Source organism: Allotabrizicola aquatica (SeqCode) (assembly GCF_965194375.1).
GTDB lineage: Bacteria > Pseudomonadota > Alphaproteobacteria > Rhodobacterales > Rhodobacteraceae > Tabrizicola_A > Tabrizicola_A aquatica.
The window spans coordinates 308,781-320,990 of the sequence record NZ_CBDAEL010000002.1 but is presented as its reverse complement, the minus strand read 5'-3'; the positions used below and the strand labels follow the sequence as shown (position 1 = coordinate 320,990).

9 protein-coding genes are annotated in these 12,210 nt (G+C 65.3%); 3 read left to right on the top strand and 6 right to left on the bottom strand.

Annotated features, from left to right (window positions below):
- Positions 1-338 precede the first annotated feature (338 nt).
- The gene (locus tag AC72UB_RS04255; protein WP_505188661.1) at positions 339-1,961 is read left to right on the top strand and encodes a GMC family oxidoreductase N-terminal domain-containing protein; all 1,623 of its coding nucleotides are present in this window, start codon (positions 339-341) and stop codon (positions 1,959-1,961) included.
- Here AC72UB_RS04255 and AC72UB_RS04250 read toward each other — a convergent pair whose 3' ends face one another.
- A complete protein-coding gene (locus tag AC72UB_RS04250; RefSeq protein ID WP_505188660.1) occupies positions 1,962-2,432 on the bottom strand; it encodes a DUF1203 domain-containing protein in 471 nt (156 codons plus the stop codon).
- Between the two features lie 140 nt (positions 2,433-2,572).
- Positions 2,573-3,535 carry a methylmalonyl Co-A mutase-associated GTPase MeaB gene (gene meaB / locus AC72UB_RS04245; RefSeq protein WP_505188659.1) on the bottom strand — a complete coding sequence of 321 codons (963 nt, stop codon included), beginning with the start codon at positions 3,533-3,535 and terminating at the stop codon, positions 2,573-2,575.
- 188 nt (positions 3,536-3,723) lie between these two features.
- On the opposite strand from meaB, the gene hrpB reads away from it, so the two are divergent.
- Complete coding sequence (gene hrpB / locus AC72UB_RS04240) at positions 3,724-6,204, top strand: ATP-dependent helicase HrpB (protein WP_505188658.1); 2,481 nt, start codon at positions 3,724-3,726, stop codon at positions 6,202-6,204.
- 131 nt (positions 6,205-6,335) lie between these two features.
- Here the strand turns inward: hrpB and AC72UB_RS04235 are convergent, their stop codons facing one another.
- The gene (locus AC72UB_RS04235) at positions 6,336-7,262 is read right to left on the bottom strand and encodes a LysR family transcriptional regulator (protein WP_505188657.1); all 927 of its coding nucleotides are present in this window, start codon (positions 7,260-7,262) and stop codon (positions 6,336-6,338) included.
- Positions 7,263-7,374: 112 nt separating this feature from the next.
- On the opposite strand from AC72UB_RS04235, the gene AC72UB_RS04230 reads away from it, so the two are divergent.
- Complete coding sequence (locus AC72UB_RS04230; protein ID WP_505188656.1) at positions 7,375-8,610, top strand: urate hydroxylase PuuD; 1,236 nt, start codon at positions 7,375-7,377, stop codon at positions 8,608-8,610.
- Between the two features lie 138 nt (positions 8,611-8,748).
- Here AC72UB_RS04230 and AC72UB_RS04225 read toward each other — a convergent pair whose 3' ends face one another.
- The 3 genes from AC72UB_RS04225 to AC72UB_RS04215 all read right to left on the bottom strand — a co-directional run bounded on the left by AC72UB_RS04225 (position 8,749) and on the right by AC72UB_RS04215 (position 12,074).
- Positions 8,749-10,074, bottom strand: a complete 1,326-nt coding sequence (locus tag AC72UB_RS04225; RefSeq protein WP_505188655.1) for an aspartate aminotransferase family protein — start codon at positions 10,072-10,074, stop codon at positions 8,749-8,751.
- Between the two features lie 3 nt (positions 10,075-10,077).
- Positions 10,078-11,091 (bottom strand): phosphotransferase, encoded by a 1,014-nt coding sequence (locus tag AC72UB_RS04220; protein ID WP_505188654.1) that lies wholly within the window; start codon positions 11,089-11,091, stop codon positions 10,078-10,080.
- Positions 11,092-11,213: 122 nt separating this feature from the next.
- Positions 11,214-12,074, bottom strand: coding sequence for an endonuclease/exonuclease/phosphatase family protein (locus AC72UB_RS04215; RefSeq protein WP_505188653.1), 861 nt, complete (start codon positions 12,072-12,074; stop codon positions 11,214-11,216).
- Positions 12,075-12,210: the final 136 nt, after the last annotated feature.

Below are 12,210 nucleotides of genomic sequence, written 5' to 3'. Positions count from 1 at the left end.
TTGTCACGACAAGAAATGGTGCCAAGAGCAGTAATCGAACCAGCGACACGCGAATTCTCAAGCGCCAGAATGGCCCCCGCGTTGCCAGTCATCTGGCCTGGCGCCTCCCATTCATTGAAGGTCGGCACTGTCAGCGGATCGCCGATTCCATAGGACAGGCCCAGTCCGATCTGCCAACCGCGCACCGTCACTGGCGACTGGTCAATCTGTCCGTTTCTTCGTTGGAACCTAGGGTAATAGCCAGTCGCGCCGTCACTTTGCCGAAACAATGGCGACGACAGCGGGTGACATCAGATATAGGCTGTGTTGATTTTTCGGATCGTGAAACAGGAGGCGCCATGCGGATCGTTGGCGAGGCGGGTCCCGAGGGCTTTGACTACGTGATCGTCGGTGCTGGTTCGGCCGGGTCGGTGATGGCGGCCCGGCTTGGTGAGGACCCGACCGCCCGAATCCTCGTTGTCGAAGCAGGTGGCAGCGACAAGCGGTTGGGGGTGGTGATGCCCGCAGCGATGGGGCTTCCCCTCTTGTCAGATGCTACGAACTGGAAGCTTTTTTCGGAGCAAGAAGACGGGCGCCCGGTCTATTTGCCGCGCGGCAAGCTTCTTGGTGGGTCATCCTCGGTGAACGGGATGAACTGGATGCGAGGCAACCGACAGGACTACGACAGCTGGCAGGATCATGGCGTCGCGGGCTGGTCTTTTGCCGAGGTTCTGCCCTTCTTCAAGAAGGCCGAGGCGTTCGAAGATGGCGGCAGCCAATGGCGGGGGGGCGATGGACCGACCAAGGTGACGCGTGCAGCCTGCGACAATGGGCTGTTCCGCGCTTTCCTCGATGCCGGGATCGAGGCGGGTCATGGCTTCAACGATGACCAAAATGGGGCCAGCCAGACGGGGATGCACCGGCAGCAGCGCAACATCGGGGACGGGCGACGGATGAACACCTCGCAGGTCTATCTGCGCAAGCTGACGGGGCCAAATGTCTCGGTCATTACCGGGGCGCGGGTGGCACGGTTGACGGTCCGGGCCGGGCGGTGCGTTGGCGCGACCCTTCTGGTGAACGGCCGCAAGATTGACGTAACGGCCACGCGCGAGGTCATCCTTTCGGCGGGTGCGATCATGTCGCCGCAGGTCCTGATTCTGTCCGGCATCGGCCCGGCGGACGAGCTGCGCCAGCACGGGATCGAGGTGGTGCTCGACCAGCCCGAGGTGGGGCAAGGCCTGTCGGACCATACCTGTCTGTCACTTTACTGGGCGGCACGGGACGAAGGCATGTCGATGCACCGAGCGCTGTCGCCTGCGGGGCAACTCGCCATTGGGGCAGCCTGGGTTGCCACCCGGCGTGGCCTTGGCGCCAGCAACTGGTTCGAAGCCGGGGCCATGATTTCGACCGACGGGACGGGGCGCGCGGATATCCAGATGGAATGCGTGGCGATGAACCCCTATTTCGGCCACGATGCCATCCGCGTCGGTCCAGGGTTTCATTGCTCGCTTTCCTTGCAGCGACCGACGAGCAAGGGGCGGATCTGGCTGCGGTCGGCCGATCCGTTACAAGTGCCCGGTTTCCGTCTGGGTATTGCCAAGACCGAGTATGACCAGAATCTTGCCGTCACGGCGCTGCGCACGATGCGCGAGTTGATGGCCCAACCCTCGGCCCGGCGGGTGTTCGGTTCCGAGATCGGCGACAGCGCGGATGCTAAGACCGACGCCGAGATCGTCAGCTGGCTGCGCGCCAATGGCGAATCGAACTATCACCCAAGCTGCAGCCTCGCCATGGGCCGGGTCACCGATACCGAGGGGCGGGTCAAAGGCCTTGACGGTCTGCGCGTTGTTGATGCGTCGATTTTCCCGGTCATCCCGTCAGCGAACCTGAACGCGCCCGTCATCATGATGGCCGAAAAGATCGCGGCAGGCATGACGCCCTGTTCTAGCACCCGCGAAAGGACCCCATTTCCTACTCAGTGATCAAACCGCCCGCACGATCCGGGCTTGAAAGCAATTGTTCCGCGCGGATCGCACATCCACAAAGCTGATCTCCTCCCGCGCCAAAAGATCGGCCGCATAGCTGGCAATCTCTGCCTTGGCGACGATCTTGCCCGTCCCATAACGAATCCGCTGATCCGCCGTGTATCCCTTCAAAAGATAATCCGGGCTGTCCAACATCGGCGGCAGACCTTGCCCAGACCAAGCGTTGCAAGCCTCGGCACATAAGAAGATTGGCCCTGTCTCGGCATAGGGTTGCGCCGTGTCGAAGGGGCGATAGGCCAAGATCAGCATCTCTGCACCCTGCGGAATGAAGTCGAGACAATGCCTGCAAGGATTGCCCGCGCCATCCGAGACGCTGCGCTCTGGCAAGCAATCATAGGCATCACGCCCGCCACTTCGCAGGGCGCGCACCCGATCACTCGAAAGCGGAAGAAACTTGATCTGGTCCATGCAAAGCCTCCTGATGTCAGGCGCTTAATGTGCAAGGGGGGCCGTCTGCGGCAACCCGTTTCTTGCGCATTCGAGACCAGAGTGCCGCAAGGCGCGACACCAATCCTTCGGACCCTACCACCTTCGGTCAGGCCACCCCATCACCGCCCCAACAACCCCAGCATCTCCGCCGCGGCCAATTCGGGCGTGGTCTGACCAGCCGCGACCTGCACCCCCAAACGCTCCATGATCCCGCGCGCAGGCTCGCGCAACAGCGCGGCCAAAAGCCCCTGCCGCACCTCTTCTTCAAACCAATGCCGGGCCTGCGCCGCACGGCGACCCTCCCAATGCCCCGCCCCGCGCCGCCACGCGGCCAAAGCTAGCATATCGGCCCAAGCCTCGGCCATGCCGGTTTGCTCGACTGCGGACACCATCATCGCCTTGGGGAACCCCTCAGGGTCCTGCGGGCGGCGGCGCAACAGCCGCAAAGCGCCCGCATAATCCCCGCACGTCCGCGTCGCGGCGGGCTTCAAATCCCCGTCCGCCTTGTTGACCAAGATCAGATCGGCCATCTCCATGATGCCGCGCTTGACCCCCTGCAACTCATCGCCCCCCGCCGGGGCCAACAAAAGCAGGAAGAGATCGCACATCTCCGACACCATGGTCTCTGACTGGCCAACCCCCACGGTCTCAATCAACACCACGTCAAACCCCGCCGCCTCACACAAGGCCACCGCCTCCCGCGTGCGCCGGGCAACGCCGCCCATCTGCGCTTGCGACGGCGAGGGGCGGATAAAGGCCAAAGGATCGCGGCTGAGAAGCTCCATCCGCGTCTTATCGCCCAAGATCGACCCGCCCGAGCGCGCCGAGGACGGGTCCACCGCCAGAACCGCCACCCGCTTGCCCATGCCGGTCAACATCTTGCCAAAGGCCTCGATGAAGGTCGATTTGCCCACCCCCGGCGTGCCCGACAGCCCGATGCGCAAGGCCTGCCGGTCGCGCCCGATGGCGGCCAACAACGCCAGCGCCTCTGCCCGGTGATCCGCCCGCGCGCTTTCGACCAAAGTGATCGCCCGCGCCAAAGCCCGCCTGTCGCCCGCCCGGATGCTTTCCGCCGAAATCATGCCAACCCCTCGCCCTTTGCCCCCTTTTGCCCCAACCCCGCCGGCAGCGCCAGTGGTCCGCCGCGAAGCAGGGGGCTTTGCGCCCCCCGCACCCCCCGCAGAGTATTTCCGCCAAGATGAAATCTGGTCTTTCATCTTGGCCTAAATACTCCCGCCGGAGGCGTCCAACCGGTGACAAGCGCGCGCCAATGGCCGATAAGGCGCGGATGACCCAAACCGCGCCCCCCGACCGGCTGCCCATCGACGACGCGCTGCCCGCCCTGACCGCCGCCATGGCTGCGCGCGGGATGGCGGTGTTGCAGGCTCCACCCGGCGCGGGCAAGACCACCCGCGTACCCCTTGCACTTTTGCCGCAGATCACCGGCCGGATTGTCCTGCTCGAGCCGCGCCGTCTGGCCGCCCGCGCCGCCGCCGAGCGGATGGCCGAGACCTTGGGCGAGCCTGTGGGCCAGACCGTCGGTTACCGCATGCGCGGCGAGGCCAAGGTCTCGCCCGCGACCCGGATCGAGGTGGTGACCGAAGGCATCCTGACCCGGATGATCCAATCCGACGCCGCCTTGCCCGGTGTGGGCTGCGTGATCTTCGATGAGTTTCACGAGCGCAGCCTGAACGCTGATCTGGGTCTGGCCCTCGCCTTGGAAATCCGCACCGCCCTGCGCGAGGATTTGCAGCTTTTGGTGATGTCGGCCACGCTCGATGCCGCACCCGTGGCCGCCCTGATGGGGGAGGCGCCGCTCATCACCTCCGAAGGCCGCGCCTATCCGGTCGAGACCCGCTGGCTGCCCCGCAGCCCCGACGCCACCTTGCGCTATGAGGCGGCGATGGCCGGGCTCGTCGCGCAGGCCGTAGACGACTGCCCCGAGGGCGGCGTCTTGGTCTTTCTGCCCGGCGAGGGCGAGATCCGCCGGGTCGAGGCCGCCTTGCAGGGCCGTCTGCCCCCCGGCTGCGAGATCCGCCCCCTCTTTGGTGCCATGGAGTTTTCCGCCCAACGCGCCGCCTTGGCCCCGGTGGCCGAGGGGCGGCGCAAGGTGGTGCTGGCCACCTCGATTGCCGAGACCTCGCTCACCATTCCCGATATCCGCGTGGTGGTTGATGGCGGCCGGTCACGCCGCGCGCGGTTTGACCCCAATTCCGGCATGTCGCGGCTGGTGACCGAACGCGTCACCCGCGCCGAGGCCGAACAGCGGCGCGGCCGGGCGGGCCGCGTGGCACCCGGCACCTGCTATCGCTTTTGGACCAAGGGCGAGGAGGGCGGCCTTGCGCCCTTCCCCCCGGCCGAGATCGAGGCCGCCGATCTGACCGGCCTTGCCTTGGAGCTTGCCCTTTGGGGGGCCGCCGATCTGCCCTTTCTCACCCCGCCAAACCCCGGCGTCCTGGCCGAAGCGCAGGCGCTTTTGGCTGGGCTGGGCGCCTTGGAGGGTGGCCGCATCACCGCCCATGGGCGCGCCCTTGCCGCGCTGCCCCTGCATCCGCGCTTGGCGCATATGCTGGCCCTTGCCGGGGCCGGGGCCGCGCCCTTGGCCGCCCTCATGGCCGAGCGTGATCCGCTGAAAGGCGCCCCCCCCGATCTTGCCCTGCGCCTGCAAGCCCTTGACGACACGCGCAGATATGAAGCCGCGCATCCTTGGCCCGTCTCGCACCCCACCTTGGCCCGCATCCGCGAGGAGGCCAAGCGGCTTTCGCGCGCCGCGCCCGCCGCCAGCCATCCCGGCCTCACACCCGCCCAGATGGCGGCCCTTGCCTACCCCGACCGCATTGGCCTGCGCCGCAAGGGCGATGCGCCGCGCTGGCTCCTGTCGGGTGGCAAGGGCGCGCTCATGGCCCCCGGTACGCCCCTTGCCAATGCGCGCCTCATCGTCGCCACCGACCTTGACGGCGACACCCGCGAAGCCGCCGTGCGCCAAGCCCTGACCCTGACCGAGCCCGAGTTGCGCGCCGTCCATGGCGACCAGATCGCCTGGCACAGCCTGTGTGAATGGTCGCGCCGCGAGGGCCGGGTGCTGGCCCGCCGTCAGGAACGCTTTGGCGCGCTGGTCTTGGCCGATCAGCCCTGGACCGACGCCCCGCCCGAGGCGATGGCGCGGGCCGCCTTGGAGGGCTTGCGCCAGATCGGCCTCACCTTCACCCCCGCCGCCCGCCGGCTCCGCGCGCGCATCGAACTCGCGCGCGCCGGGGGTGAGGCATGGCCCGATTGCCGCGATGAGGCGCTCCTTGCCTCTGCCGAGGATTGGCTTTTGCCCCACCTGACCAAAGCCCGCACCGAGGCTGATCTGCGCAACCTTGACCTGCAAGACGCCCTTCTTTCGCGCCTTGACTGGTCCCAACAGGCCGAGCTTGACCGCCTCGTGCCGGCCCATTTCACCACGCCCTTGGGTCGCAAGGTGCCCATCGACTATGACGGCGACCACCCCGCGATCGAGATCCGCCTGCAGGAAATGTTCGGCGTCACGGTGCACCCCACCGTGGGCCAAGCCCGCAAACCCCTGCGCGTCACGCTTCTGTCACCGGGGCAAAAGCCCATTCAGGTGACGCTGGACATCCCCAACTTCTGGCGGACCTCCTACACGGACGTCCGCAAAGACATGCGCGGCCAATACCCCCGCCACCCTTGGCCCGAAGACCCAACCGAGGCGGAACCGACGCTGAGGGCGAAACCACGGGGGACGTGAACGCGGTGTTGCCCCCACCCACAGCCCCCTCACCACCGACCCGCGCGCCCCGATCCACCGGCGCACCGAACGGCCAGACGATCCCCCCCCCTCCCCCTCGTGGGGAGGGGCTGGGGGTGGGGGGCCACATCTCACCCCGCCAATTCCTCCCCGGCCCGCCGAATGGCCTCCCGAATATGCCCGGCCATGAACTCGGTAAAGAGCTTCACCTTCGGGTCCTTCAACCGCCGATGCTGCGACAGGCTGGACAGCTGCGTCGGCACCGGCGGGGTGGCCACGGCCACCGGCACCAAAGCGCCGGATCGCAGGTGCTGGGCCACCTCAAAGATCGGCTTCATCACGATCCCGCGCCCGTCCAAGGCCCAGCCGGTCAGCACATCGCCATCGTCTGATTCAAACGGCCCCCCAATCTCAAACCGGCGCGGCCCCTCTGCCGTTTGCAGCGTCCACTGAAACTCTTTCGCGCCGGGAAAGCGCAGGTTCAGACAGTCGTGCTTGTCCCCCACCAAGGCCGCCCCATCCACCGGCATCCCCCGCCGCGCGATATAGGCGGGGGCGGCGCACAGCACCCTCGGGCAATCGGCGATCAGCCGCACCTTCAGCGTGGAATCCTCCAACACCCCAAGGTGGAACGCCACATCCAGCCCTTCCGCCGTCACATCAATCACCCGGTCCGACAACCGCAGCCGCACGTCGATCTGCGGGAATAAATCCTTGAACGCCGGCACATGCGGCGCAATAAACCGTCGCCCCACACCCAAAGGGGCCGAGACGAAAATCGTCCCCCGCGGGTTTTGCGTGACATCCATCACTGCGGCTTCGGCGTCGTCAATCGCCTCCAGCACCTTGCGCGCGCCCTCATAGAAGATCCGCCCGTTTTCGGTGGGCTGCAAACTGCGGGTGGTGCGCGAAAAGAGCCGCACCCCCAGATGCTTTTCCAACTCCGAAATCCGGGCCGAGGCCACAGCGGGCGAGGTGCGCTGATCGCGCGCCGCCGCCGACATGCTGCCCAGTTCGAAAACCCGCACGAACATGCGGATATTGTTCACATAAGACAATCTGACCCCCGATTATCTGGCCGCATTTGAAAGTGATCCGCCATTTGCCGGATTAACAGAAAGGTGCATGCCGGTATAGCCTTTGCACAAAGCATCAAAGGGACGGCTTGCCATGTATGATTGGGTGGTCCTGTGGGACTGGGTGGAAATCGCCGCGCGCTGGGTGCATGTGATCACCGCCATCGCGTGGATCGGCTCGTCCTTCTACTTCATCGCCCTCGACCTTGGCCTGCACCGCGACCGCAACCTCGCCTCCGGGGCCGATGGTGAGGAATGGCAGGTCCATGGCGGCGGGTTCTACCACATCCAGAAATATCTCGTCGCCCCCGCCCAGATGCCCGACCATCTGGTCTGGTTCAAATGGGAAAGCTACGCCACATGGCTTTCCGGCTTTGCGATGCTGGTTTTGGTCTATTACATGGGCCATGAGATGTATCTCATCGACCCGGCGGTCGCCGACCTTGCCCCGTGGCAAGCAATCGCCATCTCGATGGCCTCCCTCGCCTTTGGCTGGGTCGCCTACAACACCATCTGCAAGGTTTTTGTGAACGCCAACCAGACGCTGGTGATGGTCGCACTTTTCGCGCTCCTCGTCGCCATGGCCTATTTCTACACCCAAGTCTTCTCAGGCCGCGCAGCCCTTCTGCACCTTGGCGCCTTCACCGCCTCCATCATGTCGGGCAACGTGTTCTTCATCATCATGCCCAACCAGCGCGTGGTGGTGGCCGACCTCAAGGCAGGCCGCAAACCCGATCCGAAATACGGTAAAATCGCCAAGCAGCGCAGCACGCACAACAACTACCTGACGCTGCCGGTGATCTTCCTGATGCTGTCGAACCATTACCCGCTGGTCTTCGCCACCGAGTATAACTGGATCATCGCCTCCCTCGTCTTCCTGATGGGCGTCACCATCCGGCACTGGTTCAACACCCAACACGCCCGCAAAGGCAACCCGCATTGGACTTGGGCCGCCACCGCGATCCTGTTCCTCCTCATCGCATGGCTCTCCACGGCCCCGGTGCAAACCCGCGACCCAGAATCCGCCATGGCCCCCGGCGCGCTGCGCTATGCCGCCGCCACGGGTTTTGACGATGTCGTCAGCATCGTCCAAGGCCGCTGCTCAATGTGCCACGCGGTTGAGCCGGGTTGGGAAGGCCTCCACTACGCCCCCAAAGGCGTGGTCTTGGAAACCCCCGCCCAAATCGCGGCCGAGGCGAAGCGGATCTACCTGCAAGCTGGCCTCAGCCACGCCATGCCGCCCGCAAACCTCAGCTACATGGAGCCGCAGGAGCGCGAGGCGATCATCCTGTGGTTCCAATCAGCCGGGCAGGGTGGGGTTGAGGGCTAACGTAGGTCGGGCTTCAGCCCGACTCCCCGTCTGAATTAACCATTTCCCCGCCCGTCCGCTGTCGGGACAGACGCCAGACGCAAACCCGACGCGAACCCGACGCCCGCCAGACGCTGATTCTCACAGAAAATCAGTGCCTTAACCGGTTTTCAGCACCCGCTCCAACCGCTCTAGGAAAAACGCCACATTCTCATGGCTGAACACCAAAGGCGGGCGGATTTTCAACACATGCCCCTTCGGCCCGGTGGCCGAAATCAACACACCTTCCTCGCGCAACCGGTTGACGATCCACCCCGCCTTTGTGGCATCCGGGCGACCCTCGCCGTCGACAATGTCCTGCCCCAAAAACAGCCCCACAGCCCGCAAGTCGCCCAAGGGCGCATGATCCTTGGCCAGCCCCCGCAACCCATCGGCAAAGGCCCCGCCCACCGCGCGGGCATTGTCCATCAGCCGCTCACCCTCCACCACGTCAAGCACGGCAAGCGCTGTCGCCGCCGCCACGGCATTGCCGCCGAAGGTATTGAAATAGCGGGCTTTTGACCCAAAGGCCTCAATCACACGCGGCTGGATCACCAGCCCCGCCACCGGGTATCCATTGCCCATCGGCTTGCCCAGGCTGACCATATCGGGCAGCAGGTCATGGCGCTGGAACCCCCACATCGCCGCCCCCGTGCGGCCAAAACCGGGCTGCACCTCATCTGCAATAAACAGCCCCCCCGCCGCCCGAATGGCCGCCACCGCAGGGGCCAAAAACCCCGCCGGATCGGCAAACACCCCGTCCGAGGAAAACACGGTATCCACAATCAACGCCGCCGGTTTGATGCCATGGCGCTGCATATCCCGGATCGCGGCCTGCACCCCGGCAGCAAAAAGCGCCCCCGTCTCCGGCCCCGATTTCGGCGCCGGCACCACCCGAACATGCTCGCCCAAATCCACCCCAGCGCCAAGGCTCGGCGACATCCCCGCAATCGCGTAAGTCACGCCGTGGTAAGCGTTTTCTGTCACGATAAACCCGGTCCCACCGGTCTGCGCGCGGGCAATCCGGAAGGCCAAATCATTGGCCTCCGACCCGGTGCAGGTGAACATCACATGGCTCAACTCAGCCGGAAAATGCGCCAAAAGCCGCTCGGCATAGCTCAAGACACCTTCGTGCAAATACCGCGTATGGCTGGCAAACACCGCCGATTGCCGCGCCGTCGCCGCCACCACATGCGGATGACAATGCCCAACCGAGGCCACATTGTTATAGGTGTCGAGATAGGCCTTCCCGGCCGTGTCATAAAGCCAAACGCCTTCCCCCCTAACCAGATGCACCGGGGTCTCGTAAAACAACCGATACGCCGGCCCCAGCGCCTTTTGCCGCCGCGCCACAAGCGCTTCATCTTCGGGCGGCAAATTGCCTTTGCCCGGCTGATAGGCGTTCGGCATATTGCCGGGAAAGCTCTGGCGGGCGGTATCGGTCATCGGTCACTCCATCGGGCAAGCAGCGGTCAGCGCGCTTAGCACATCGGCACGGGGCAGGGCGGCCAGCGCCAAAAGCCCAGCCCGTGCCGAAGGGTAATTGCGTAGAATATAAGCGGAATTTTCAGGATAGCGCGCCGCGCGCCATGAGGTGATGCAGATCGTGGTCAGCATCCGCGTGGCGGTCAGATCGGGCACAAGGGCCAGTTCCATCGGCGTCAACGGCAAGACCCGGTGATAGGCGGCGGTGAAACCGACAAGGCTCTCCAGCGCCGCCGCAGGCTCAACCTGATACGAGGCCGCAACCCCCAAATCGCAGACCAACGGCGTGCGCACCATGTCGCCAAAGTCCAAAACCCCGGCGATCCGATCGTGGTTCTCGGCATCCACCAACACATTGTGCGGGTTCAGATCATTGTGCACCACCTGCCAGCGACACATTGCCAAATGCGGGGCCACTTCGGCGTCAAACCGGTCCAGCGTGGCGGCACAAAGCGCGGCCATATCCTGCGGCACATGGGGCAAAAGCGGACGCAGGCGGCTGGCCTGCCGGATATCCCATTGCAGCACATGATCAGCCCCCGCATGGGCAAAGCCCTTTAGCCCAAGGGAAATCCGTGCCGCCATCTCGCCCATGGCCCCGCGCCGCGCAGGGCTCGCGGGCGCGCTGTGCATCGGTCGCCCCTCCAGATAGGTGAGCACCCGCATCAGGCCCTGCGCCGTCTCCACCTCGCAAGCGCCGGACCGCGTCCGAATGACCTGCGGCACCGGCAGACCCTTCCCCGCCAGATGCAACAAGGCCGCCGTCTGAAAGTCGGTCACCGCCCGCGGCTCGGCCCGGTTGGCGAATTTCACCACATAGCCCTGAGCCCCCGTCACAAGATGCAGGTTCAGATCCCGCTCTGACGTCAATCGCGTCAAAGACCCCGCCAACCCATAGTGCTGCGCTAAAAGCGCGCCCACCTCGGCCTCTGCCACCTCAGGCGGCCGCGTTGCCAAAAGATCCTCTGAACCGCTCATCTCATCCCGCCAAAACTCAGCCGTATCAGCGCCTTGACCACCCTCCAAGTCAACCCCGCTTGCATTTCATCTTGGCCCAAATACTCCCCCGGAGGCCCCCGGCCCGCCACGGACGCCCCGGCCTATAGATCCAACTCAGCCCACAGCGGCAGATGGTCCGACGCGGCACAACCCCCATCCACCCAAACCCGCCGCAGGCGCGGCACGTAGGCGGCATCGACAAAGACATGGTCCAACTGCCGCAGCCTCACCTCACCTGCGATCACCTTTTCATGGGTATGCAGCCGCTGTCCAAGGGCGGCCACCGCATCCACCATCGCCCCGCGATAGCGCGCGCCGGGGTGATAGGGCGTGTCGCCCACAATCGCGCGGTGCTCCTCGCTGCCGGGCTCGGAATTGAAATCCCCCAGCCACAGCATCTCGGCCGGGCAGGGCGGCTCGGGCAGACTTTCTGTCCAGTTGCGCGCGGGCTCGTCATCGGTCCCCGACCACGGGCCAACGGGCACCAGCGCCGCCTTCAAGGCGGCAATCTGGGCCAAGCGCTCGCCCACGCCCACATGCGCCAGATGTACCGACACCACCCGCAACGGCCCCGAAGGCGCGTCAATGCACGCTTCCAGCGCGCAGGTCTGGGTGTTGATCGGGTCAAGCATCGGCGCCAAGGGCAAGAGATGCAGCCGGCTCCACAGGATCGGCCAGCGCGAGATGACCATCGGCCCGAACTGGCGGCGGCGGTTCACCACGCGCCCCGCTTCCACCGTCGAGGCATCCATGTCAAAGCCGGGGCCAAAGACAGTGTAACGGTCACCCAGCATCTCACTCAGCCGCGCAGGTTGGTCGTCAAACCCGGTACGTGACCAGTGGCGATCCACCTCTTGCAGACAGGCGATATCGGCCCCCGCAATCACCCCCGCCGCGCGGGCCAGATCATAGACCCCGTCCGCACCAAAACCGTATTGCATGTTGAAGGACAAAAGCCGCATCGCGCCCCCTCATGGCCTTATCGCAAGGCCAAGACTGGCACTGTTACAGGGGCCGGCACAAGGGCAGGCAACGCGCCATTCGTCAGGCACTGCCCCCGTTGATCTGCCGGATCACGACCCAGACCGATGACCGCGC

What these genes read in the sequence shown, in the direction of transcription:
- AC72UB_RS04255 (WP_505188661.1), top strand. Translation starts at nt 339, where the DNA reads ATGCGGATCGTTGGCGAGGCGGGTCCCGAGGGCTTTGACTACGTGATC.
- AC72UB_RS04250 (WP_505188660.1), bottom strand. Translation starts at nt 2,432, where the DNA reads ATGGACCAGATCAAGTTTCTTCCGCTTTCGAGTGATCGGGTGCGCGCC.
- meaB (WP_505188659.1), bottom strand. Translation starts at nt 3,535, where the DNA reads ATGATTTCGGCGGAAAGCATCCGGGCGGGCGACAGGCGGGCTTTGGCG.
- hrpB (WP_505188658.1), top strand. Translation starts at nt 3,724, where the DNA reads ATGGCCGATAAGGCGCGGATGACCCAAACCGCGCCCCCCGACCGGCTG.
- AC72UB_RS04230 (WP_505188656.1), top strand. Translation starts at nt 7,375, where the DNA reads ATGTATGATTGGGTGGTCCTGTGGGACTGGGTGGAAATCGCCGCGCGC.
- AC72UB_RS04225 (WP_505188655.1), bottom strand. Translation starts at nt 10,074, where the DNA reads ATGACCGATACCGCCCGCCAGAGCTTTCCCGGCAATATGCCGAACGCC.
- AC72UB_RS04220 (WP_505188654.1), bottom strand. Translation starts at nt 11,091, where the DNA reads ATGAGCGGTTCAGAGGATCTTTTGGCAACGCGGCCGCCTGAGGTGGCA.
- AC72UB_RS04215 (WP_505188653.1), bottom strand. Translation starts at nt 12,074, where the DNA reads ATGCGGCTTTTGTCCTTCAACATGCAATACGGTTTTGGTGCGGACGGG.